Annotated in this window: 29 protein-coding genes and 1 other annotated feature; of the genes, 9 read left to right on the top strand and 20 right to left on the bottom strand. The window is 34.4% G+C overall.

The features are described from left to right. Positions 1-17 precede the first annotated feature (17 nt). The gene (gene cysK, locus ACH6CY_RS00590; RefSeq protein ID WP_374065252.1) at positions 18-938 is read right to left on the bottom strand and encodes a cysteine synthase A; all 921 of its coding nucleotides are present in this window, start codon (positions 936-938) and stop codon (positions 18-20) included. A gap of 126 nt (positions 939-1,064) precedes the next feature. After that, a complete protein-coding gene (gene ilvA, locus ACH6CY_RS00595) occupies positions 1,065-2,324 on the bottom strand; it encodes a threonine ammonia-lyase IlvA (protein ID WP_374065254.1) in 1,260 nt (419 codons plus the stop codon). A 229-nt stretch (positions 2,325-2,553) separates the two neighbouring features. Here ilvA and ACH6CY_RS00600 point away from each other — a divergent pair, with 229 nt between their 5' ends. The 3 genes from ACH6CY_RS00600 (at position 2,554) to ACH6CY_RS00610 (ending at position 5,046) form a co-directional block, all read left to right on the top strand. Then, positions 2,554-3,015 carry a GNAT family N-acetyltransferase gene (locus tag ACH6CY_RS00600; protein WP_374065255.1) on the top strand — a complete coding sequence of 154 codons (462 nt, stop codon included), beginning with the start codon at positions 2,554-2,556 and terminating at the stop codon, positions 3,013-3,015. A 360-nt stretch (positions 3,016-3,375) separates the two neighbouring features. Next, the gene (locus ACH6CY_RS00605) at positions 3,376-4,338 is read left to right on the top strand and encodes a helix-turn-helix transcriptional regulator (protein WP_374065256.1); all 963 of its coding nucleotides are present in this window, start codon (positions 3,376-3,378) and stop codon (positions 4,336-4,338) included. A gap of 75 nt (positions 4,339-4,413) precedes the next feature. Beyond that, entirely contained in the window at positions 4,414-5,046 is a 633-nt protein-coding gene (locus ACH6CY_RS00610) for a type 1 glutamine amidotransferase family protein (protein WP_374065257.1), read from the top strand. 239 nt (positions 5,047-5,285) lie between these two features. Here ACH6CY_RS00610 and ACH6CY_RS00615 read toward each other — a convergent pair whose 3' ends face one another. From ACH6CY_RS00615 to ACH6CY_RS00635, 5 genes are all read right to left on the bottom strand, one after another. Next, positions 5,286-6,212 carry a manganese-dependent inorganic pyrophosphatase gene (locus ACH6CY_RS00615; protein ID WP_374065258.1) on the bottom strand — a complete coding sequence of 309 codons (927 nt, stop codon included), beginning with the start codon at positions 6,210-6,212 and terminating at the stop codon, positions 5,286-5,288. 89 nt (positions 6,213-6,301) lie between these two features. After that, positions 6,302-7,546, bottom strand: coding sequence for a glutamate-5-semialdehyde dehydrogenase (locus ACH6CY_RS00620; RefSeq protein ID WP_374065259.1), 1,245 nt, complete (start codon positions 7,544-7,546; stop codon positions 6,302-6,304). A 3-nt stretch (positions 7,547-7,549) separates the two neighbouring features. Beyond that, entirely contained in the window at positions 7,550-8,665 is a 1,116-nt protein-coding gene (gene proB, locus ACH6CY_RS00625) for a glutamate 5-kinase (RefSeq protein WP_374065261.1), read from the bottom strand. A gap of 71 nt (positions 8,666-8,736) precedes the next feature. Further along, positions 8,737-8,951, bottom strand: a binding site (T-box leader). 81 nt (positions 8,952-9,032) lie between these two features. Next, positions 9,033-10,103: a branched-chain amino acid aminotransferase gene (locus ACH6CY_RS00630; RefSeq protein ID WP_374065262.1), complete on the bottom strand. Its 1,071-nt coding sequence runs from the start codon at positions 10,101-10,103 to the stop codon at positions 9,033-9,035. 195 nt (positions 10,104-10,298) lie between these two features. Next, positions 10,299-10,439, bottom strand: coding sequence for a small, acid-soluble spore protein L (locus ACH6CY_RS00635; RefSeq protein WP_374065263.1), 141 nt, complete (start codon positions 10,437-10,439; stop codon positions 10,299-10,301). 119 nt (positions 10,440-10,558) lie between these two features. Here ACH6CY_RS00635 and msrA point away from each other — a divergent pair, with 119 nt between their 5' ends. After that, complete coding sequence (gene msrA / locus ACH6CY_RS00640; RefSeq protein ID WP_374065264.1) at positions 10,559-11,125, top strand: peptide-methionine (S)-S-oxide reductase MsrA; 567 nt, start codon at positions 10,559-10,561, stop codon at positions 11,123-11,125. A gap of 217 nt (positions 11,126-11,342) precedes the next feature. Here the strand turns inward: msrA and ACH6CY_RS00645 are convergent, their stop codons facing one another. Further along, positions 11,343-11,522, bottom strand: a complete 180-nt coding sequence (locus ACH6CY_RS00645; RefSeq protein ID WP_374065265.1) for a Tn3 family transposase — start codon at positions 11,520-11,522, stop codon at positions 11,343-11,345. Between the two features lie 595 nt (positions 11,523-12,117). On the opposite strand from ACH6CY_RS00645, the gene ACH6CY_RS00650 reads away from it, so the two are divergent. The 4 genes from ACH6CY_RS00650 to ACH6CY_RS00665 all read left to right on the top strand — a co-directional run bounded on the left by ACH6CY_RS00650 (position 12,118) and on the right by ACH6CY_RS00665 (position 14,281). After that, positions 12,118-12,306 carry an aminotransferase class V-fold PLP-dependent enzyme gene (locus ACH6CY_RS00650; RefSeq protein WP_374065492.1) on the top strand — a complete coding sequence of 63 codons (189 nt, stop codon included), beginning with the start codon at positions 12,118-12,120 and terminating at the stop codon, positions 12,304-12,306. A 119-nt stretch (positions 12,307-12,425) separates the two neighbouring features. Then, on the top strand, positions 12,426-12,608 hold the full coding sequence (locus tag ACH6CY_RS00655) for an NUDIX hydrolase (protein ID WP_374065266.1): 183 nt from the start codon (positions 12,426-12,428) through the stop codon (positions 12,606-12,608). After that, the gene (locus ACH6CY_RS00660) at positions 12,605-13,501 is read left to right on the top strand and encodes a DMT family transporter (RefSeq protein WP_374065268.1); all 897 of its coding nucleotides are present in this window, start codon (positions 12,605-12,607) and stop codon (positions 13,499-13,501) included. Before ACH6CY_RS00655 ends, ACH6CY_RS00660 begins: the two co-directional genes overlap by 4 nt. A 48-nt stretch (positions 13,502-13,549) precedes the next feature. Continuing rightward, complete coding sequence (locus ACH6CY_RS00665; protein ID WP_374065269.1) at positions 13,550-14,281, top strand: HAD family hydrolase; 732 nt, start codon at positions 13,550-13,552, stop codon at positions 14,279-14,281. Between the two features lie 107 nt (positions 14,282-14,388). On the opposite strand, the gene hisIE is transcribed toward ACH6CY_RS00665, so the two are convergent. The 10 genes from hisIE to ACH6CY_RS00715 form a co-directional block, all read right to left on the bottom strand. After that, positions 14,389-15,045, bottom strand: a complete 657-nt coding sequence (gene hisIE / locus ACH6CY_RS00670) for a bifunctional phosphoribosyl-AMP cyclohydrolase/phosphoribosyl-ATP diphosphatase HisIE (RefSeq protein WP_374065270.1) — start codon at positions 15,043-15,045, stop codon at positions 14,389-14,391. Further along, on the bottom strand, positions 15,035-15,793 hold the full coding sequence (hisF, locus tag ACH6CY_RS00675; RefSeq protein WP_374065271.1) for an imidazole glycerol phosphate synthase subunit HisF: 759 nt from the start codon (positions 15,791-15,793) through the stop codon (positions 15,035-15,037). The genes hisIE and hisF overlap by 11 nt, the downstream gene beginning before the upstream one ends. Continuing rightward, positions 15,790-16,497, bottom strand: a complete 708-nt coding sequence (hisA, locus tag ACH6CY_RS00680; RefSeq protein ID WP_374065272.1) for a 1-(5-phosphoribosyl)-5-[(5-phosphoribosylamino)methylideneamino]imidazole-4-carboxamide isomerase — start codon at positions 16,495-16,497, stop codon at positions 15,790-15,792. Before hisA ends, hisF begins: the two co-directional genes overlap by 4 nt. After that, a complete protein-coding gene (gene hisH / locus ACH6CY_RS00685) occupies positions 16,494-17,093 on the bottom strand; it encodes an imidazole glycerol phosphate synthase subunit HisH (RefSeq protein ID WP_374065273.1) in 600 nt (199 codons plus the stop codon). The genes hisA and hisH overlap by 4 nt, the downstream gene beginning before the upstream one ends. Continuing rightward, the gene (hisB, locus tag ACH6CY_RS00690; protein WP_374065274.1) at positions 17,090-17,677 is read right to left on the bottom strand and encodes an imidazoleglycerol-phosphate dehydratase HisB; all 588 of its coding nucleotides are present in this window, start codon (positions 17,675-17,677) and stop codon (positions 17,090-17,092) included. The genes hisH and hisB overlap by 4 nt, the downstream gene beginning before the upstream one ends. Positions 17,678-17,688: 11 nt before the next feature. Next, positions 17,689-18,972 (bottom strand): histidinol dehydrogenase, encoded by a 1,284-nt coding sequence (gene hisD / locus ACH6CY_RS00695; RefSeq protein ID WP_374065275.1) that lies wholly within the window; start codon positions 18,970-18,972, stop codon positions 17,689-17,691. After that, a complete protein-coding gene (gene hisG, locus ACH6CY_RS00700; protein WP_374065276.1) occupies positions 18,969-19,589 on the bottom strand; it encodes an ATP phosphoribosyltransferase in 621 nt (206 codons plus the stop codon). The genes hisD and hisG overlap by 4 nt, the downstream gene beginning before the upstream one ends. A 28-nt stretch (positions 19,590-19,617) precedes the next feature. Continuing rightward, on the bottom strand, positions 19,618-20,712 hold the full coding sequence (locus ACH6CY_RS00705) for an ATP phosphoribosyltransferase regulatory subunit (RefSeq protein WP_374065277.1): 1,095 nt from the start codon (positions 20,710-20,712) through the stop codon (positions 19,618-19,620). A gap of 245 nt (positions 20,713-20,957) precedes the next feature. Beyond that, entirely contained in the window at positions 20,958-21,179 is a 222-nt protein-coding gene (locus ACH6CY_RS00710; RefSeq protein WP_374065278.1) for a hypothetical protein, read from the bottom strand. Then, positions 21,172-21,939 (bottom strand): tandem-type lipoprotein, encoded by a 768-nt coding sequence (locus ACH6CY_RS00715; protein WP_374065279.1) that lies wholly within the window; start codon positions 21,937-21,939, stop codon positions 21,172-21,174. Before ACH6CY_RS00715 ends, ACH6CY_RS00710 begins: the two co-directional genes overlap by 8 nt. Before the next feature lie 163 nt (positions 21,940-22,102). On the opposite strand from ACH6CY_RS00715, the gene hisJ reads away from it, so the two are divergent. Continuing rightward, entirely contained in the window at positions 22,103-22,936 is an 834-nt protein-coding gene (hisJ, locus tag ACH6CY_RS00720; protein WP_374065280.1) for a histidinol-phosphatase HisJ, read from the top strand. 32 nt (positions 22,937-22,968) lie between these two features. On the opposite strand, the gene ACH6CY_RS00725 is transcribed toward hisJ, so the two are convergent. Continuing rightward, complete coding sequence (locus tag ACH6CY_RS00725) at positions 22,969-23,115, bottom strand: DUF4025 domain-containing protein (protein ID WP_374065281.1); 147 nt, start codon at positions 23,113-23,115, stop codon at positions 22,969-22,971. Between the two features lie 61 nt (positions 23,116-23,176). Then, entirely contained in the window at positions 23,177-24,217 is a 1,041-nt protein-coding gene (locus ACH6CY_RS00730) for a C45 family autoproteolytic acyltransferase/hydrolase (protein ID WP_374065282.1), read from the bottom strand. Between the last annotated feature and the right edge of the window lie 127 nt (positions 24,218-24,344).

A 24,344-nucleotide genomic window follows, 5' to 3' on the forward strand; every position in this document is an offset into this window, starting at 1 on the left:
TAACGTCATATCTATTTTTACTCATCAAATAAATTCATACTCAAATATCGTTCTCCTGTATCTGGTGCGATACAAACGACACGTTTTCCTTTTCCTAATCGTTTGGCAAGATCAATTGCTGCGAAAACGGCTGCAGCTCCAGAAGGACCAATAAAAATCCCTTCTTTCTCCCCTAGTTGCTTAAACATATTTATTGCCTCATCATCTTGAATTGGCATGATCTCATTGTATATCAATGTATTCAAAATTTCTGGAATAAAACCAGGACTAGTGCCGACTAGTTTATGCTTACCTGGTTTTCCTCCAGAAAGCACAGGAGATCCTTTAGGTTCAACTACCATAATATAAATATCCGGTAAAAGTTCTTTTAATGTTTCTCCTGTTCCAGTAATTGTACCACCAGTACCAGCAGTAGCAACAAATGCATCAATTTTTTTGTCCATTTGCTGATAAATTTCTTGTGCAGTTGTTGTTCGGTGAATGTCTGGGTTTGCGGAATTTTCGAACTGTTGTGGCATGAAGCTATTCGATATTTCTGAAACTAACTGCTTTGCTTTTTTAATTGCACCTGGCATTTTTTCATCACTTGGTGTTAGTACAACATCAGCACCGTATGCTTTTAAAATATTTATTCGTTCCTTTGTCATATTATCAGGCATAACCAAAATGGCTTTGTAGCCTTTGGCAGCTGCTGTCATTGCTAATCCGATTCCTGTATTTCCACTTGTTGGTTCAATAATTGTTGCACCGGGTTTTAACACCCCTTTTTCTTCTGCAACTTTGATCATATTATAAGCTGCTCTATCCTTAACGCTTTTAGAAGGATTAAACATTTCTAATTTAACATAAACATCGGCCGCATCTTCTGGCACTAATCGATTTAATTTAACAATAGGTGTTTCTCCTATTAACTCAGTCATATTATTAACTACTCGCATCATTGTTCCAACCTTTCATTGTTAATCATAACAAAACATATCATTTTACTCTGCTATAATTATAACAATTTCTCATTTGCAACGCTATTATTTCATAGAAAGAAGACAAAGGAAAAAATTCCTTTGTCAAATGAGTAAATGAAATAAATCTTCATCTTTATTTATTTCAATATAAGTGAAACCGTTTTGCTCCATTCGTGCAATTAATGGCTGGTAATCACTTTGATGTTTTAATTCAATACCAACTAAAACCGGACCTTTATCTCTATTATTCTTCTTCGTATATTCAAACCGTGTAATATCATCTGTCTCACCTAATACTTCACTTAGAAACTCTCGCAAAGCTCCTGCTCTTTGGGGAAAATTCACAATAAAATAATGCTTATACCCTTCATAGATTAAGGAGCGCTCTTTAATGTCTTGCATCCGATCAATATCATTATTTCCACCACTTACTACACAGACTACATTCTTTCCTTTAATTTGATCTTTGTATTGATCTAATGCTGCAACTGGCATAGCTCCAGCTGGTTCAGCAACAATAGCATTTTCATTATATAAATTTAATAATGTACTACATACCTTCCCCTCAGGCACAATGGCAATGTCATCAATCACTTCTTTGGCAATTTCATAGGTTAAATGCCCAACTTGCTGTACACTTGCTCCATCTACAAATTTATCCACTTGCTCAAGCTTTACTACCTTTTTATGCATGAGAGATTGTTGCATAGATGGTGCTCCTGCAGGCTCTACCCCAACTACTTGCGTCGAAGGACTAATATTTTTAATATACGAGCCTACACCTGAGATTAGTCCACCTCCACCAACCGACATGAAAATATGTGATATCGGCTCTTCCATCCCATTTAACACTTCTAAGCCTATCGTTCCTTGACCAACAATCGTTCGATAGTCATCAAACGGATGTATGAATGACATATCATGTTCGTCACAATAAGATTTCGACTCATGGTAAGCATCATCAAAGGTGTCACCAATCAAAATAATTTCAACAAACTCTCCACCGAAGAAACTAACGCGCTTTACTTTCTGTCTTGGAGTCGTAGTCGGCATAAAAATTTTACCCTTTACCTTCAATGCTTTACAAGAATATGCAACACCTTGTGCATGATTTCCTGCACTCGCACAAACTACCCCATTTTTCAATTCTTCTTGAGATAAACTTTGCATTAGGTTATAAGCGCCTCTTATCTTAAATGAACGAACCACTTGTTGATCTTCTCTTTTCAAATAAACATTACATTGATATTTTTCAGACAATATTGGATCTCTTTGTAGAGGTGTTTTTTGAACGACATCTTTTAAATTTTGGTGCGCAATAATAATATCTTTAATTTGGATCGTATTTGCTTTTGTGCTCATCATTCATTAGAATCCTTCCTGCAAAAAAATAGTTAGATTAATACTATCATATTCAGATAAATTAGAAAACTAGCACAACTAACTTTTTTCAGAAAATGAGAAAAGACAACTAAGTAAAATAACCCTTATATGGTGATAACACATTAAAGTTTTTGGACGTTTTAAATCTACAAAGTCATTGTATGTTAAAATTCAATTGTGGGAATATTTTCATATAGGGGAAAAGAATATGAAAGTTAGCAGAACAAACGATTTTGAATTAGTCGCTAAATTGAACAAATATGTTCACGATGTACACGAAAATCTATATCCTGAATACATCAAAAAATATAATTATGATGGAATTAAGACATTCTTTCAAAAAATCATTAATAAAGAAGAATTCATTTTCCTTCTGTTGGAGGACGACAACCTACCTCTAGGCTATGCTTGGATAGAATTTAAGAATTATCCAGACAACACCTTTAAAAAAGCCTATAAATCGGTATATGTGCATCAAATAAGTATCTCTGAAAGTGAAAAAAATAAAGGCTACGGTACTGTTTTGATTAACGAAATTACTGAAATTGCGAAAGAAAATGGTATTAACAAGATTGAATTAGATTATTGGTTCAATAACGAAATAGCAAAGAATTTTTACAAAAGGAATGGTTTTATTAAATATCGAGAATTTGTTTACAAAGACGTTTAGATCTAATACTGGATGAAGAACGCATAACTATAGCAATCTGCGTAAGGATACCTTCAGGAAAATGCGGATTTACAAGCTAAGCCCATTTCCCTAAAGGCACCACTGTTTTTAAAAACGTTAAGAAAATTTTAATTGTCTTAAAAAGTCTAATGAGACCACTTTCTACGAGTAAGAATGGTATTCTCCTAGCAAATTAATATGTTCCCAGTCTAAATGTGACATATGGTGAAATAAGTCTTCATTAAAACTACCTGTCCTTTTTTATATTCAACTTCTTTTGTTAAAGGAACAGTTGATGAGTTACACCAAAAACAGAAAATATATATCAGAATAATAAATTTTATACAGGGGAGGAATTATATGCCTAAAATTGACAATGTGTTAGCGATTCTATGGATGCTTCGTTCAGGTCAAAAAATTACTGCAAAACAAATTTCAGAAAAGTTAGAGATAAATATCAGGACTGTGTATCGTTATGTTGATACACTTTCAACAAGTGGCGTACCTATAATTTCAGAACCAGGACATAACGGTGGATACACTTTATTAAACAATTTTATTGAGGCACCTCTTTTTTTTGATTTTGAAGAGCAAACGTCACTATTTCACGCTGCTGTTTTTGCAGAAGAAGCCGGATATTATGGAGGTGAAGCATTAAATAGGGCCATTTCAAAACTAAGTAAATACTCAAATCAAGAGCAAGAAACAAAGGTAAACCAACAATTAACTAGCCTTGAAGTAATAAGTCGATTACGTTCACTCTCTATGGAACCTTTTTTGAAGGAGTTTAAGCAAGCCATAGCTGATGGCTACTCAGTAAAAATGCGTTACCATAGAAGTGACGAAAAGCAATTAAACTATAGATTGGTCAATCCATATAGAATTATTTATTGGAATAATAAGTGGTATGTGATTGGATTTTGTCATCTTAGAAATGATATCCGTAGTTTTAGAGTAGATCGAATGGAAAGTCTAGTGCCAACCGAAAATAAGTTTAACCGGCCAGAAAACTTTTCAGCTCGTGACTTTTTTATGAAAAATCTTCTTCCAACTATAGAAGATAAGGAAGGGATTATTTCTTTAGTTATTAATGGGGACAAAAGTGTATTAGCTGATATTTGCCAACATTGGTTTTTAGGACATTATTTACAAGAACGTAATTCAAATCAAGCAGTTTTTCTTCTTAAAAAAGATATAATACATACATATGTACCTTATTTACTTTTACCGTATAATAAATCTATTAAAGTTATTGAGCCAATAAGTCTTAAGAAAAGACTTGTTGAAGTTCTGTCGGAATTAATAAAATTTCATCAAGTTTGATAACTTCCCTGACGTTAACTGTCAGGGAAGTTATATTATAATAGCAATATCAATTGTGATTGGAGTGTTATTTGGATGCAAACGAAAAAAGTTTTTCTATATGTATTTAATTCAATGTCGGACTGGGAATATGGTTATTTAATTGCTGAACTAAACTCAGGAAGATATTTCAAAAAAGATTTAGCGGCTTTAAAAGTAATTACAGTAGGAGCTAATAAAGAAACGATTACTACTATGGGAGGACTGAGCATAAAACCAGATATTTCCCTTGATGAATGTACGCTTAAAAGTAAAGATCTTTTAATTTTACCAGGAGGGACTACTTGGAGTGAAGAAATTCACCAACCTATCTTGGAAAGAATTGGACAAGCTTTAAGGATTGGCACTATTGTTGCCGCAATTTGTGGAGCAACTGAGGGGCTCGCGAATATGGGATACTTGGATACTAGAAAGCATACAAGTAATAACTTGGAATATACTAAAATGGTATGTCCTAATTATAAAGGAGAAAAGTTCTATGAGATGGGATCTGTGGTATCTGATGCGAATTTAATTACTGCACCAGGAATAGCTCCTCTGGAATTTGCAATGGAGGTACTAAAAAAAATAGAGGTATTAACACCAGATGCGTTACATTCATGGTATAACCTAAATAAGACTCATAAACCTGAATACTTCTTCCAGTTAATGAATGCAATAAATAAATGAAGTAAGTGAAAAGCTCAATTTCTCTATTTTAATTCGTAGAAAACTTGGGCTTTTTAATTTGGAATTTCCTTATCGTTGTAAAACGGCATTTTCCTGACGCTACCACTAATAATTATTAAAAGACGAACCTTAAATTCAAAAAAGAAAAATTAAGGTTCGTCTACTTTGTAAAAATTGAAACTATAACTGTGCAAATATACGAACTTCTCGAAAATAAAAATTCATTTGTGTTTCTCAAATTATGCTAATACTTCTTGGATATTCGGAACAATCTGTTTCTTACGTGAAACCACACCTTTTAATAGTGCTTGATTGTTATTTAATGACACATTAAACGCCTTTTCTACTTCTTCTTGTTTATCTCCTAATGCGAGAATAACAGAATCGTTATTTAAAATATCCGTTACAACAAACGCGAATAAGGAAAGGTCCTTTTTAGCGATTACTTCTTGTATTGCTAACTCAAGTTCTGTTTGTTTTGCTAATACTTCATTCGTATCGACAGTATTGACTTGAGCAACTTCGACTACATGTCCAGCCATGTTAAATTCTTTTGCATCTAATGAAATTAATTCTTTAATCGTTTTATCGCTTAAATCAGCTCCTGCTTTAAGCATATCTAAACCGTACACTTGAGCATCAACCTCTGCGATAGCAGCTAATTCTTTTGCAGCTTGAATATCTTCTTCTGTACAAGTTGGCGATTTAAATAATAGAGAGTCTGAAATAATCGCTGATAACATTAATCCTGCAATTTCTTTCGGAACAGTAACCTGATGCTCTTTAAATAATTTATTTAAAATAGTAGCCGTACATCCAACAGGCTCAGCACGGTAATATACCGGATCATTCGTTTCAAAGTTTGCAATTCGATGATGGTCAATTACTTCTTTTACTTGAACTTTTTCAATATCATCTACGCTTTGTTGACGTTCATTGTGGTCAACTAAAATAACTGTATCTACTTCATTTGCAACAGTTTCTACATATCTAGGTGCTTCCACGTTGAAATAATCTAGAGCAAACTGTGTTTCATTGTTTACTTCACCTAGTCGTACAGCTTCTACATCTTCACCTAGTTGTTTTTTTAAATAAGCATAAGCAAGTGCTGCTGTAATCGTATCTGTATCTGGATTTTTGTGCCCGAATATTAGTGTTTTGTTCAATGTGTTTCTCTCCTTTATTTATTACATTGCATTTAGAATGAAAAATCCATATCTATTGTAACGTAAATGATTCATTCTTTCATCTAGAATTATTTAATTTGTCCATTTCCGTGTAGGGTGTATTTTGTTGAAGTTAGTGCTTGCAGCCCCATTGGTCCTCTCGCATGTAATTTTTGCGTGCTAATACCAATTTCTGCCCCGAAACCAAATTCGAAACCATCCGTAAATCGAGTAGAAGCATTATGATAGACACATGCAGCATCGACCTCATTCAAAAACTGAACGACATGTTGATTGGTTTCAGAAATAATTGCTTCTGAATGCTTGGTTCCGTAACGGTTGATGTGGCTGATTGCCTCGTCTACATTTTCTACAGTTTTAATGGCTACAGTTGTGTCTAAATACTCTGTATGCCAATCTTCTTCCGTAGCTAATGGTAACTCCTCATGATGAGATGCAACCGTTTCATCTACATGCATTGTCACATCATGCTCTTCTAGCTCATGAATCAATTGATCACCGTACTGCTTATACCATTGTTTAGCCACCAAAATCGTTTCAATTGCATTACATACAGATGGTCTTTGTGTTTTTGCATTAATGGCAATCTCGATAGCCATCTTTACATCAGCCGTTTGATCAATAAAAAGATGACAATTACCAGCACCTGTTTCTAACACAGGGACAGAAGATTTTTCAACAACCGTGTCTATTAATTTTTTACTTCCTCTTGGGATTAACACATCCAAATAGGTGTTTAAACGAAACATCTTCTCTGCGGTAGCACGACTCGTATCTTCGACTAATTGAACAGCGTCAACGGGTAGTTCAGAATGAGATAATGCTTCTTGAATCACATGAACTAAGGCAATATTTGAATGAATAGCAGAAGAACTACCTCGTAATAGTACGGCATTTCCTGTTTTCAAACAAAGGCTAGCAGCATCTACGGTAACATTTGGCCTAGCTTCATAGATGATACCAATAACACCAATAGGAACCGTTACTTTTTTGATTGCTAAACCATTTGGTCGTTCCCAGTCTTCTTGAATCTTACCAATCGGATCATCTAATTGAATCAGTTGCTGCAATGATTCAGTCATTCCTTCAATCCTTTGTTCATCTAAGCGAATTCGATCAATAATTGCTTCAGAAATGCCTTTTTCTTTTGCTACGATAATATCTTTTTCATTTTCTTTCATGATGTACGTTTGCTGATTCAATAATGCATCAGCAATCAACTGAATTGCTTTGTTTTTTTGTTCTGTTGTTGTCTTACTTAACTGAATTGTTGTGCCTTTTGCCTTTTCCGCAATAGTAAAAAGATCATTCATTTTTCATACCCCCTGTAAAGTTAATACTAAATGATCGCGATGAATTACTTCAGATTTCTGCTGGTTTGTCATATGCATTGCGTTTAAACTACGCATTCCTTTAATTTGATCAATTTCTGAAGCGCTATAATTGACCTTTCCTTTTGCAATAACATTTTCTTGAAATAATATTTCTACTACATCATTTAAGTTAAACTCACCAATAACCGAAACAATGCCTGCTGGAAGTAAGCTCTTTCCCTTGTTTAGCAAAGCCTCTTTCGCACCTTGATCAATCACTATCTGGCCTTTAACATTCGAGTGAAAAGCAATCCACTGCTTTTCTTTTCTAACGTGCCGTGTTTGATGATTCCCAATGTAAGTACCGTCACCACTTCCATTTAAAATGTCGATAAATTTATTTTCCCCCTGCCCAACACCAACAAAAGCATGAACACCCAATGATAGAGCCGTTTGTGCAGCTAATAATTTTGATTTCATCCCGCCAGTGCCAACTTTTGAGCTAGACTTCTGACTTGTTTGACTAATTAAATCATCGGAAACATGCTCCAATTGATTGTAACGAATTGCATCTGGGTTATCAGTTGGATTCTCACTATACAAGCCATTAATATCCGTTATCATAATTAAATAATCAGCATTAACTAAGCCACTGATGAGTGCTGATAACATGTCATTATCCCCAAATGTTAATTCCTCAATGGCAACCGAATCATTTTCATTAATAATTGGAATAACGGAGCGCTTTAATAACTCATTAATCGTTTGATATACATTAGTAAACTGCTGGTGATGAACAAACACATCTCTAGTCACAAGTAATTGTGCACTAACGATACCATATGTTTTGAATGCTTCAGCATATGCTTCAATTAGTAACCCTTGACCGACAGCAGCCGCAGCTTGCTTACCAGATACAGTAACAGGACGACTGGAATAACCGAGATCTCTAAACCCAGCTGATATTGCACCAGATGATATTAAAATCACTTCTTCCCCTTGTTTCATTAATGCAGCAATCGCGCTTGTATGCTCTTGCAGTTTGTTTAAACTTAAACTACCATCTTGCTCTGTCAGTGAACTACTCCCAATTTTAATTACTACTCGCTTGTTTGCCATGTCGTTCGCCTCTTCTTACTTCTATTTATATTTATGTATAAAAAAATCTTTTCCACCCAATACAAGTTACTGTAAAGGACGAAAAAGATTTGATCCGCGGTACCACCTTTGTTTGACAAGTATCACTTGCCCACCTCACCCATAACGCTGGGGTAGCGAATGAAGTTTATGCTTCTTAGCTCTGAGGCAGGTTCAATAAAAAGACGTACATGTAGGATCTTTCAGCCTATGGATCCCATTCTCTGTCATCGCTTAATTATTTACTAATCCTCATCACAGCTTTTAATGATATATAATTACTTAATAGTATGCTTTAGAATGATAAAAAAGTCAATGAAATTGATAGAAAACTCAGTATATTTATAACTTACAGTTGAATCACCCAATCAAAGACATCTTCTTGTTTCCCATATTGAATTCCTGTTAATGTATCATAAAGTTTTTTAGAAATGTCACCTGTTTTATTGTTGTTGATCTCTAGTATTTCTTTATTCCATGCTAGCGTACCAATTGGAGAAATTACAGCTGCTGTACCAGTTCCAAATGCTTCTTCTAATTTTCCAGCTCGATGCGCTTGATAAATCTCATCCATTGCTATTGCCCGTTCTATGACTGGCACATTCCAATATTTAAGCAATTGAATCACAGAGTTACGTGTTACCCCTTCAAGAATACTTCCGTTTAAAGCTGGAGTGATAATTTCTCCATCAATCTTGAAAAAGACATTCATACTGCCGACTTCTTCAATATATTTTTTCTCTAAGCCATCTAACCACAGGACCTGTGAGAATCCTTGCGCTTCTACAATTTCGTGTGCTTTTAAGCTAGATGCATAATTCCCAGCTGTTTTTGCTTCGCCAGTACCACCTTTAACAGCTCGGACATATTCATTCTCAACAGCAATTTTAACAGGGTTTATACCTTCCTTATAGTAAGCGCCTACTGGTGAAAGAATAATAATGAACTTGTATTGTTTAGAAGGTGCAATACCTAGATAAGGTTCTGTCGCAATAACAAATGGTCTAATGTATAGTGATGTACCTGATAGATTTGGTACCCATTCAGCATCCAGTGCAACCAATTGTTTAATTGCTTGTAGTGCAAGATTTTCATCAATAGCAGGAATACACATGCGTGCATTAGAACGATTCAATCGGTTAATGTTTTTTTCTGGACGAAACAAGTTCACATCGCCACCATCTGTTAAATAGGCTTTTAATCCTTCAAAAACGGTTTGACCATAATGATAAACCATTGCTGCTGGATCAACAGATATTGGTTGATATGGAACGATTCTAGGATCATACCATCCCTTGTCCTGGTCATAGTCTAAAATAAACATGTGATCTGTAAATTTTTCTCCAAACGTTAACTCAGCTGGATTTGGCTTTTCTTTTTTTGACGTAGTTTTCGATAATGCTATACTATGTTCTGTCATATTGGATGTCCCCTTGCTTTTTTAATTCTCAAAATAGTAATTTATTATTACTATTCTATTACTAATCGCTAAGATTGTACAACCTATTTCAATCAGAATAATTTTGAAATGTGAAAAGATCACTAAAAATTCACTTAGTGATCTCTTTGTAGCATAACTTATAATTAGCTTATTCATCTAAAAAATATATACTTGTTATCGTTTTGTGTTATCTTTTTTTGCTTTTGCTTCTAATTGGGAGAATGGTTGTTGATCTGCTTTTTCTTCCGTTAGACCTTGAGGATTAACTCCAGCCTTCTTTTGGCGAATGTTTCGATTATTTTTTTGTTGTGTCAAATGGTTCACCACCTTTTTCGTTAGATTTCGTTTTAAAGGGGAAATCTATTCATTGAAATGGACAAAATTACGGTTTTTCGGTACATTAAACATTACAGTAATAAAGGGGGAGTCTTTTAATGACAAAAGCGATAGCAACATTTGCTGGTGGATGTTTTTGGTGTATGGTGAAGCCATTTGATCAATGGGATGGCGTGCATGAGGTAGTTTCAGGATATACCGGTGGACATATAGAAAACCCGACTTATGAACAAGTCAAATCTGGTGAATCAGGTCATTATGAAGCAGTTCAAATCACGTATAATTCGGAAATAATAAATTACCAGCAAATACTTGATCTATATTGGCCACAAATTGATCCAACTGATCCAGACGGCCAATTTCATGATCGTGGTAAACAATATCGAACTGCAATTTTTTATCATAACGACGAACAAAAACAATTAGCAATGTTATCGAAAGAGGCATTACATAAATCGAATAAATTTAAACAAGCGATCGTTACAGAGGTGTTGCCAGCTTCTACGTTCTATCCTGCAGAAACGTATCATCAGGATTTTTATAAAAAGAATGAGGAAGAATATTTAAAAGATCGTGCGAGATCAGGCAGAGATGAATTTATTAAAGACTATTGGTCTGCTACCAACAAAACGTGTAAAACATACGCTAAGCAAAATTCGACATAAAGGAATCCTATTCCCTACGTTAAGGGATTATGGCTTTCATTTTATCGGTTGAGAGGTCGTAGAAAATTTAAGCTTGTTATTTCAGTCATATCAAAGGTTTATTCGCCAAAAAAATGAATATACTCCCATCCTAAAGGTGACATGTATTTTAGTAAGGCATCTCATAAATTAGAGACTAATTTATTTTACCTTGCATATGAACCTAACTTCCTTATAATCAGTGAACCATTTGTTTCAGCATGCAAGGATCACACAAACTCCACTGAGCAGCATTAGCCATTTGGTAATAAGCAATACCAGTTATAGCATCTGCCATTTTAGTCAAACCAATACTTGTTGCTATTGCCATAAGTAAAGCCATCAAAATAGGTTTTTCCTCTTCCCTTTGGATGTACATTGGTGAAAGCATGCACCAACATTTTATTAGAACCTTCCCAGTGAGTCACCTCCATTAAGAGATCAGTAAACTTTACCTTGGGTAACATATTATACAAGAATTAACTGAAATTTCGTACTTTTTCTGGAGTATCTTTTCTAAGCGATCCAGTCTTAGTTTAGATTTTTCAATGTTTGCCCCTTCAAGAGCATCAAGATTATTTCATATCCATGTAAGTCGTTGAGTTAGTGCTTTTCTCTGTCCTTAAGGAAGCCATTTCATAATAATGTCGATTTATTGTTACCCCTTCATTATAGACCTGTTTCTTCCAACGTTTTGGAACAAACGCTATAGGAACCCCATCTCGTGCTTTTCTTTTCCGGATTTATTCAATAATTAATAATTTTAACAATATATTTAACAAAACAATCCAAATCTATGCTAAAATATGGATGTTGCCATATTTTTTACTAAATTAATATTTCTATAAAGGGAGGATTAAAAATTAACCATACTATTCAAAAAAAGATTCCTTTAGGACGTTATCTTTGAATATCCAAAGAGAATTATTTACTAGTCGAGCTAATAAGGAGAACGTTCATCATTCCAAGATAAACTGGGATTATTAAGGGAATTAGTATCCTTTATGATAGGAGCAAATGTAGATGGAATTGCTATTACTAGTAATAAAACTAAAGCCATTAACGTAATAGTATGGGGAATGAAGCTCGATGAAGGCAGTGAAATTTTGACCACTAATGCTGAACATCTAGGGAACGTTGGCAAGTTTATCTACCTTTCATAAGTTTAGAAATGTGGATATTAAGTTTTCGATTGTTATGAAAATAATATTATATTTGGAATAGATTGTTTCTTTGAAATTATCACACCAAATACAAAATTAATTGTTTTATCTCATGTTCTATGTTTGAAGCAGAACCATTAACCATTACACTATTTCTTACAGAAGTGATGGGAGAACCTACCCCAGATACAGAAATCCATTCCTATAGATGGATTGATATAGATTCACCAGAAACTAAACTACTTGGATCAGGCATCACAGAGTTGACTCTACCATTATTACGTGAGGAGTTTAGTAAATGAGAAAAATTAGTAACTTAGGAGCTACGGTAGCATTAGTAGCAAGAAGTGTCTATGGGGTAAACTCTGTTGTTGTAAAAGCTGCCCATAACAAGGGCGTTACTACATTTGATTTACTAATTTATCAATTTGTCTTTGCTCTTTTATGGTTTAGTGTAAGATATTTAATCTTCAAGAAGAAAAATAAAGCAATTACAGGTAATAGTAAATCTTTTATTACTAACCCTTATAACTGGCTAGCTGCAATTACAACCGTTTTAACTGGTCTTTTTTACTATTCATCCATTCAATTAACTGATCCTAGTATAGCTTCATTAGGTTTATTTCAATATCCATGGATTTTACTCATACTTGGAGTTATTCTTAATAAAGAAATTATATTTACAAAGAATGTTTTGGCTGTATTGTTAATATGGGTTGGGACTATTTTATTAATTGGAGGAACCACAGAAAATATTACAGTAGCTGGGTTAATTTATGGGATATCTGCTGGAGCATCCTTTGCTACATACTTATTCAGTCTACAAAAGATTTCAGATCATCCTATAACTAAATTGTTTATTTTTTTTGTAGCTACAATTTTAGTAGGCATAGTTTGTATATTCAGAATAGAAGAACTAACCGTATTTACAAAAGATGCACTAATTTATGGTTTAATAACTGCCATTCTTGGCCAAGTGCTAACATTTGAACTCATGGCATATGCCGCCAAAAAGATATCATCTGCTGTTATGGGAACATTAACGACTACTGAGCTTCCTGTAGCTATGATTCTAACATGGACTATTTGGGGACCACTTCCAAACCTTGTTAAAATAGTAGGTTTATTATTAATGCTATTTTCTATTCTATGGCTTAAGTACGAACAGTCTAATGAAGAAATAAAAAGTAATTAACGAAGTTTAGAGTCATAATGAATATTTAATGTTAATGGAGGGATAAGTTTGAAAAAATTAGTATTACTTGATTTGGATAATACATTGTTACCGTTTAGTTTTTATTGGGAACAAGCTAATATTGAGATTTTTAATTCATCTAATTTAACCAAGAACTTAGAGTATGATTCTTTTATTGGTTTATATAGAAAATATGATAAAGAATTATGGGGGCTACATACTCAACAGTTAATAACTCTAGATGAGCTCCGACAACAACGACTTATTAAAACGATGAAAGATTTCCAAATAACAGTTAGTGTGGATGAAGCGCAAAATTATTTTGATGAATTCTTCCATAATCTCATAGATCGTATTATTCCTGATTCACGAATTAATAATATGCTTCTTTCCCTACAGAAAAATTACAAAGTAGGTATATTAACTAACGGTAAAATAACAGAACAGAAACAAAAGATTGAAAAAATGAAGCTTAATGATGCTATAAGTTCTAATCAAATCTTTATATCTGACGAAATTGGCTATGAAAAGCCAGATCCTAAGTCATTCCATTACGTTTTAAATGAATTAGGTATGAGAAATGTCGAATCCATATATGTAGGTGATTCATGGGGAAACGATATTGTAGGTGCTATTGATGCTGGTTTAGAAGCTATTTGGGTGAACGAAGATAATGTACTTACTAAAAATAGCTATAACGGTTCGAAAGTAATTGAAATATCTTCCATTTTAAACTTAGAAAATGTTTTACAGTCTATTAACAATACATTGGCAAAATAAAATATTTCTTTCTAAATTACTGGTGGTGTGTAAAAGGGAGGAGAGTTTATAAAAAGCCCTCCCTCTTTTTGTTCGCCCTGCGTGAGCGAGCAAAAAATCACGAAGTTTTACCACTTCTTGATTTCTGGTCTGTCTCCCTTACTATTTCCTTTTTTAAAAGTACGTCTAGCAAGTTCTTTTTTTACTTGGTCTAGTGAAACGCCTTGTTCACTTATTAATACGAATGTATGATAGATTAAATCACTTACTTCAAGTACAACTTCTTCAGGATTTTGATTTTTTGCCGCTAGAACAACTTCTCCCGCTTCCTCAATAACTTTTTTGGATATTTTATCAATCCCTTTATTAAACAAGTAGCTAGTATACGAATTTTTTATCCGATGTTCCTTTTTTTCTTCAATCTCTGACATGATAGCTTCCATCACATTCAACGCATTTGCTGACTCAGTGTCCTGATGTTGATAAACTAGTTTAAAAAAACATGACTCCTCGCCTGTGTGACAAGCAGGGCCATTCGGCTCTACATAAATTAAAATACTATCTTGGTCGCAGTCGAGTGCAATAGATACAACATCTTGCGTATTTCCAGAAGTAGCACCTTTATGCCACAACCCCTTTCTGGTACGAGAATAAAACCATGTTTGATTCGTTTCTAATGTTTTGTTGTAGGATTCCTCATTCATGTATGCTAGCATCAGTACATCTTTAGACTTTGCATCAATAATAATTGCGGGTAACAATCCTTTTGAAAAATCAGGCTTCACGTATATTCACCCCTTGTGCTTTACAGCTTTCTTTCACTTCTGCAATGGTAAAAGTATTTTCATGGAAAATCGAAGCCGCTAATCCAGCTGACACATCTGTTGCTTGAAATACTTCAAGAAAATGATCAGGATGTCCCACACCACCTGAAGCTATGATAGGTATTCTTACCGCATCTACAATTGCTTTCATTAAAGCGAGATCAAACCCGTTTTTCACCCCATCGGTATCAACACTTGTTAATAGAATCTCTCCAGCACCACGTTTTTCTACTTCTTTCGCCCATTCTACTGCATCTAATTCGCTATCTCTCGAGCCGCCATGTGTCATCACATGCCAGCTACCTTTAATTTTTTTCGCATCGATTGCGACAACAATACATTGTGAACCAAAACGAGAGGAAGCGGTTGTGATTAACTCTGGATTATGTACTGCTGCTGAATTAATCCCTACTTTATCTGCTCCGGCTTGCAGTAATCGTGTCACATCATCAATCATTCTCACTCCACCACCAACGGTAAATGGGACAAAAACATTTTCTGCTGTCTCTCGAACAATATCAATCATTGTTTGTCGACCTTCATTCGTGGCAGAAATGTCTAAGAAAACTATTTCATCCGCACCGGCTTTAGAATATGTCTCTGCCATCGCTACAGGATCACCTAATTCTCTTAAACCAACAAAATTTGTCCCCTTTACTACTCTTCCTTCTTTGACATCTAAACATGGAATAATCCGTTTTGCAATCATAAAGTTACTCCCTTCAAGGTTACTTTTCCTTGATAAATCGCTTTTCCTACAATCGCTTCTTTAATTCCGATTTTTTCTAACGCATTAATATCACTATCGTCTTTAATCCCTCCTGACGCTACAATCGTACAGGTAACTGCTTCATGCATCTCCCTTAATCCATCAATATTTGGTCCTGACATCGTCCCATCCTTTGAGATATCGGTATAAACAATCGTTTGTACACCGAATTGCTCCATCTCTTTAGCAAAACTTATCGCATCAATTTCTGATACTGTTTCCCAACCGTGCGTAGCTACTTTCCCATCTTTTGCATCAATTCCAATCACGATCTGTGAAGCGTATTTCGCCAATGCTTCTTTTAAAAAAGAAGCATTTTCAATTGCTGCTGTACCGAGCACTAAACGATCTGCGCCAGCCTCTATTAGCTTTTCCATCGTTTTTATTGATCGAATTCCTCCCCCTACTTGCACAGGAACAGTAGCCATATTACATAATTTTTCGATTAGCTTATATTGTCGATTTTGTTCTCCTTCACGCGCCCCATCTAAATCTACAATATGAATCATTTTAGCCCCATCTGCGATAAAAGTGTTTAATTGTTCGATTGGATCATTAGCAACTTGTTCTGTTTTATTAAAATCACCTTGATATAGCCGAACACACTTTCCTTCAATTAAATCGATTGCAGGTATTATTATCATTTTGTCACCTCTTTTAAGAATACTTGTAAAATGATTTTTCCAACTTCTCCACTTTTTTCAGGGTGAAATTGTATCCCGTATATATTATCTTTTTTTACAATAGCAGTGATATCAGGTCCATACTCTGCTGTTGCCACAACATAATCCGCATTGGTTTGAACCATAAATGAATGAACAAAATAAACGTGCTGATCTTGAAAATGAGAAAAAGCAACATCATCCTTTGCTATATTCAACGCATTCCATCCTATATGAGGCAATAAATAAGATGTTTTTATTTTCTTGACACTACCAGGGATTAAATCTAGTCCTTTTGTATAACTACCCTCATAACCTTCTGTAAAAAGTAATTGCATCCCTAAACAAATACCTAAAAACGGTTTCTCTTTTGCTAATTCTATTAATATATCTCTTAAGTTTCTTTTTTCTATTTCTTCCATTGCTGCTTGGAACGAGCCAACTCCTGGCAAGATAATATGCGACGCTTTTTGTAGTTGTATTGGATCATCTGTTATCGTAACCTCATATCCTAAAGCACTAAAAGCAGTTTTTACACTTGCTGTATTCCCCATTCCATAATTTACTATAGCAATCATTCAATTAACCCCTTGGTAGAATTAACTCCTTCAATAGATGGGTCAATTTTAATCGCTTGTGCTAAGGCTCGCCCTAGTGCTTTAAAAATCGCCTCAATTTTATGATGTGTATTTAATCCATAAAGAATCCGGGCATGTAAAGTAATACCAGCTTGAACTGCAAATGCTTGTAAAAATTCTCGAACAAGCTCTGTATCAAAATCTCCTAACCTTTGATTCTCAAACGTTGCATCTAATACGAGGTATGGGCGACCGCTAATATCTAAAGAGACAAATCCTAATGATTCATCCATAGGAACATATGCGGTACCATATCGTGTGATTTGTTTTTTGTCACCTAATGCTTCTCTAATTACTTGCCCAATGACGATTGCAACGTCTTCAACGGTATGATGACTGTCTATGTGCAAATCACCATCTGCATTCACGATCAATCCAATCCGCCCATGTCTGGCAAATAACTCTAACATATGATTAAGAAAGCCAACTCCTGTTGTGATGGAAACTTGTTTGGGATTATCTAAATTAACTGATACTTCAATGGCTGTTTCATTTGTTTTTCTTGCTTTATTTGCTGTTCTCATTTGAACTACCCTCATTTCTTATTGATCCGCTTCGCTACTGCACTTGCGTGTCCTGTCAATGCCTCTTCATTTGCAATGGTAATAATATCGTTTGACGCTTCTGCTAAAGCATCCTTTGTATAATAAATAAATGTTGTTTTCTTTATAAAATCATCTACAGAAAGTCCAGAAGAAAATCGAGCTGTTCCTGATGTTGGTAAAACATGATTAGGACCAGCATAATAATCTCCAACGGGCTCTGGTGTATAATGCCCTAAAAATACGGATCCTGCGTGTTTAATCTTTCCTAGGTAAGACAACGCATTGTCTAAATGAATTTCTAAGTGCTCAGGAGCAAATTGATTGGATAAATCAAATGCTTCATTCAAGTCTTTACAAAGAACGAACGCACCTTGATTCATTAACGCAGCTTTGGCGATATTTTTTCTTGGAAGGGTTTTGCATTGTTGTTGAACTTCTATTTGTGTTTCTTTGATTAATTGCTCAGAAGTGGTAAATAAACACGCTCTAGCATTAATATCATGTTCTGCTTGCGCAATTAGGTCTGCTGCAACAAAACTTGGTTCAGCTGAATCATCTGCTATAATTGCTACTTCAGATGGTCCTGCAATCATATCTATCCCAACATCACCATAAACAAGCGCTTTTGCAGCAGCTACATAGGCATTACCAGGACCAACTATTTTATCTACACTAGGAATCGATTCTGTTCCATAAGCTAAGGCAGCAACGGCTTGAATGCCACCAATTTTGTAAATTTTGCTTACCCCTGCAATATCTGCTGCCACAGATAAAATAGGTGCAATCATCTCTCCATCTCTGGTTGGTGTTACCATAATTATCTCCTCGACACCTGCAAGCACTGCTGGGATCGCATTCATTAATACGGATGAAGGATAGCATGCTGTCCCCCCTGGAACATAAATTCCTACACGCTCGATTGGTCGAAATAATTGACCAGAAATAATGTTATCGTCACTTTGCATCATACGAGAACCTTGAAGTTGTTTCTCATGAAAAGCTTGAATGTTTTCAGCTGCACGTTGAAGTGCATCAATCGTTTTTTGATCTACTTTCTCCCAAGCTTGTTTCTTTTCATCTTCAGAAACATACCAATTCTCTGGTATAAAGTGATCAAATTTTTTAACATATTTTTTTAACGCTTCATCACCTTGTTGACGAATGGCATGAATGACTTCTTTTGCCACTTGATAATATTGATCATCTGCTTGGCTTACTTGTGTATTTGTAATAAATTTTTTTTGAAAGTCAGCCCGTTTATATGTTGGGATCATACATAGTCCTCCTGTTTTTGGAACGATGCAATAATTGGTGAAAGCACATCTCGTTTTATTTTTAATGAAGATCGATTTGCAATACACCTAGCACTAAAAGAAAAAAACTCCTCCTGCACAACTAAACCATTTTCTTTCAATGTTGTTCCGGTTTCAACAATATCTACAATTCCATCGGCTAAGCCTAATATAGGTGCTAATTCTACCGATCCCTCTAATTTAATAATGTCTACCGATTCATCTTTATTTCTAAAATATTCTTTTGTTATACCGGTGTATTTACTAGCAATCTTCTTCTTTTTGTTAGACCAAACCTTGCCCTTTTCAGTTGCTACCGCCATTCTACAATGTCCAAATGGTAATGGGAATAAATTGAATACATCTGGGTGAAACTCCGCGAGAATATCACCACCAACAATTCCTAAATCAGCAATTCCATGTTCTACATAAGTCGCGACATCTGGCCCTTTAGCAAAAATAAATTCAAAAATTTCTGTTTCAATCCGTAATTTCCTACCTTTTTTTAAAATAGGGTCTACTTCATAATCCAAAGATTCCAAAAATTCAATAAATTGATTTTCTAATCTACCCTTTGTTAATGCAATAATTGGTTTCATCTTTTATCACCTAATCGCTATTGATTTTCTACTTATTCAGATTAATTATTTTATTATACATCTCTTTATCCTTTATTTCATATTGAATATCTATATTGGCGTTACTATACTGATTGCGTAGTTGTTCCGCTTGTACATGGGTATCTTTTGAAGCCACGATACAAATACTTTCTGTTCGTTGATTATTTTTGAACTGTGTGGATAATACATCAAGATCAAACGCCAATCCTACCGCAGAAACTTGTTCATCAAATTGTTCGTATAATTTATCGTATCGTCCCCCAGAAAAGCAACTTTCTCCCTTCTCAGTTAAATAACCTCTAAACATGATGCCACAATAATATGGCAAATTCTTCACTCTGCCTAAATCAAGCAGCACTTCACCACCACCAATAGATTCAATTACGCTAGCTAATTCAGTTAAGTGATTAAATATGTTCGTTAATCGTTGATTGTTGTTCCAAATAGATTGATATTTTTCCAATTCACTAACAGTTCCATATGCATCGATCAAATCAGTCAATTGTTCAGCCTGTTGTATGGAACCACAGTTTAAAGCAATTTCATAAACGATATCTCTGCGCTTGTCGTGCATCGCATCTAATAAACGATTTTCTGTTTTTGGATCTAATTTAAGTGATGCCGTTAATTCTTCGAAAATACCTGTATGACCTAACTCAATCAGATAATTTGATATCTCAAGTTCATTTAAATATGCAACGGCTGTCAATACACTCTCTGCTTCTCCTAAAAAAGGCTCTGTTCTTATCATTTCTATGCCAGCCTGTTTAGACTCTATTCCATCTTTATCATTACGAAAAATTGATCCTTCATAAAACCACTTTGTCTGTTCTGATTTTTGATTACTAATCGCTCTTGCAACAGCAGTAGTCCAATCCGCTCGTAAAACTTCAATGTCTCCCTCTTGATTAAACCATTTCAACAAACTGTGTAGATTCATTCCGACATGTGCATTAGTAAACGTTGTCGCATATTCAACAACTGGAGTAGAAATAGCTTTAAATCCACGCTTTGTTGCAACCTTTCTAAATAATTCAATTGCTTTTGCTGTGTTATCTAAAGACAATCCGATCTCATCTTGACTACCTTCAGGTAAAAACAAAGCATCCCCTCCCGTCACTTCACTATATTACCACTTTACTTCGATAAAGTGTTTGTTTTATATACAATAGCATGAATGTAATGCTATCGTCAATAAAAAAGGCATTTAAGTTTACCTTTTTCCCTCGCGGTTCGTTGTAAAATGAGTATAAGTATTGGTTTAAAAGCCATTAATAATTGCATGATACTTGTTGATTTTTAATTTAACAATCCATAATTGAACTCAGTTAAATATGATACAACCTATTACATTTTATCTAATTTATCAGATGTATTTTGAAAGGATTTCTTAGCTTGATTCACCAATTGATTTCCTTCATTTTGAAAGTTTTTTATTTGAGTTTTAACTTTTGGAACTGACACGTCGTTAACTAAGGCATTCTCTATTTCATAAGAAATTGCTGATACTGCACTAGTTTCTTCTGTATTTGACTGAATTCCCTTATCCTTAACCTCATAATCACTCATTAATTAAATCCCCCCTAGATACTGGTTGAAAATTAATAGAATCATTAAAAAAGACGTCGATTTGTTTATCGAATGTAAATTCTAATTGTTTATACCCTACTGAGCTTCCATCTAAATCACCTCGTCCTTTTAACAATAATGTCGGTGCTTTATCTGTAGGAATATCATATTTTTCCCTTAAAGCTTGAACGTTTTTATCTTCATTAGTTAGTTCATATTCCAACTCATATATAGGGACTTCAGGATTATACATTTTTTTCATATTCTTATAAGTATTCAATTTTTTAAAATTAGCATATTGAACAAAAAACTGGAATTTTTTTATTTTTTCTGCTACGTTATTGTTATTCGAAATACTTTCCTCAAGTTGAAAGCCATCCTTGGTATATACTACAGGATATTCTTTCTCTTCAACAGGCTTACTCAAGTCATTCCATGCTGTCATAGTGTAATATTTCCCCTTTATTTTTTTTGTATTTCGATTTATTCTTACAATCATACCTTCTGTAACTAGTCCACTGTCTTCTGACTTACTTATCGACATGCTTGAATTTAATACCCAAACACCTTTGTCATTTTTATCAAATTCACTGTCTCGGTAACCTTCCATATCGTAGAAGTCTTCTAGATTTTTAGTTGGATACATCGCTAATACTTTATCAAAACTTTGTTCAATCTCTGCTTTATTTTTTGTGGCACAACCTGTTAAACTACTCATTAATAAAATCCCTCCTATGATCAAACCTATTTTTTTCTTCATTTTAGTTTCTTCCTCCTAGTAAACCTAACCATTAAGTCATTAGTTAATTTTAACCATTTTATCATGAAACACAATACACTTTCAATACGTTCAAGTGATTGTTTAAGTATGATAAAATTTTTAAAAAAAATGTTACAATAAACATAAAAAGGAGCTAGTAACTATGCGATTTAATGGGGACTTTCATATTCATACAAATTATTGTCCACATGGCTCAACAGACAGTATGGAAACATACGTTTATCAGGCAATTGAAAAAGGGCTTGATGCCATATCATTCACAGAACATGCGCCATTACCTCCTTCGTTCACTGATCCTGCGCCAAATAAAGACAGTGCGATGCAGCTTAAAGACGTAGATAAATATATTTTAGAAGGTCATAAATTAAAACAGGCATATAAAGATAAATTAAAGATAAACATTGGCTTTGAAGTAGATTATATAAAAGGATATGAATCTGAAACAAGACAATTTCTTAATCAATACGGTGAGCAAATAGATGATGCAATACTATCTGTTCATATGCTCCATACTCCAAATGATGGATTTGTTTGCCTTGATTACAGTGTAGAAGCATTCTCAGATATTATCACATTATTTAGTACTGTTGATGCAGTATATCAAGCATATTATCAAACGATTAAATCCAGCATTCTCGCTGATCTAGGTCCATACAAACCAACAAGAATTGGCCATATCAACTTAGTTGAAAAATTTTCATTACAATTTCCAGCGTCTCATAGACACGAAGAAGAATTAATCCACTTGTTACATTTAATAAAACAAAAAAATTACTCATTAGATGCGAACACCGCGGGATTGTATAAACCATATTATCAGCAAATGTATCCTTCTTCAAAAATAATGGAGGTAGCAAATCAATTGGAGATTCCGTTAGTACCTGGTTCTGATAGTCATACTGCAAGCGCAGTTACTAAAGGCTTTGATCAATATCCTTCTTCGATTATGTTATCAAACCCATCCAATATAACGTAAAAGCGAATGTCACAATAGACATTCGCTTTTCATTAATCACGGATTTGATCAATCGTACCTTCCATATAATTGTTTTGAATCTGCTGTCTTGTAATTTCCATTCCTTCTTTTTCTAATTTTTGTTGTGATTGTTCATTTTCTTGTGCACTTTTTAAGGTTTTCATTTGTTTTTTAGTCATTTACTCTATTCACTCCAATCTTATATTTATTATTGGGTGAATAAATGCTAATTATGCACGTTCAATTAATTTTCATATAGGGCATATGCTCTGTTGTATTAATCTTTCCTAACATTTTTGTGATCCATATGTCCTTCCCGCTCATCCAATCGTTAAAAGCAATCATTGTTGGAAGTCGATTTGATCCTAAAGCGATGCCAACCTCTGCTGTATCCATATCATAGAGTGTTGTATGCAAAGTTCCTGCTGATTGTGTATAATCTATTGAAAAGATATCTTTCTCAGTATTGTTAAACAACTGATAAGCTTCGGTAATTGACAGTGAAGGACTTTGATTTTTCAAAATATCTAGACGACGTTTGGAATCATTCAAATGATAACGATTAAATTCTGAAAGCATATCAAAATGATTAGTACTAAATCGATTTTCTTTTACTCGAATAGCTTGTGCTGTTGCCTCAACAATATGACGAGCACCATGTTTATCTGCTAGAACATAGTTAAAAGCAAATCGGTGTGGTATCTGCTTTATTAAAGCAATAGCTTCTTCATTTGATTGACATTGCTCTAATATGATACGTGTTATAACTGTTGGAATAAAACCATTACCTGCATTTCTTCGATTAACAAAATTGTATCCAACTACAAGCCCTTTTTCGTTCATTCCATCTGTTCTACCTATGATACGCTGCGAAGGTCCGATCGTTGCATAGCCTTGATTAGGCTGATATAAGACAAATCTGCCTTCATACGTTTTTGGGTGATAATCGTAGTTTCGTACTACAAAATGATCACCTGATAGTATCGAACAGCCTGAATCCTTCCACTCTTGCTGATAACCACTGAAATGAGTGATTGTTTGATCTAGTGAAAGCTTCAGCCCTTCAGCTAGCCCTTTTAATTCTTCTATGAAATTAGGTAATAAATAGGATAGCCAATCAAGAGCTTTTTGTTGATCAACAGTAAATGTACTTTTTTTTGTAGCAGATTGATTTGTGTATATGGTGTAAAGTGGAGAGTTTCGTAACCACTCCCCTTGCTGAAACCCAAATGCACCATGGTCACCTCTAAATTGAATAACATCTGAGTAATAAGTTTTCATTTTATTGTCCTTTGTTTTTTGAGTATTAATAGTCTCCGTTGAAGGATAACAACGGACTACTATCTTATATTTTAATATTTGCACCTTTTGCAATAAAAAACGATCACTTGTCCATTATAAGACAAAT

It is taken from the genome of Paraliobacillus sp. JSM ZJ581 (genome assembly GCF_044383835.1).
Lineage (GTDB): Bacteria > Bacillota > Bacilli > Bacillales > Amphibacillaceae > Paraliobacillus.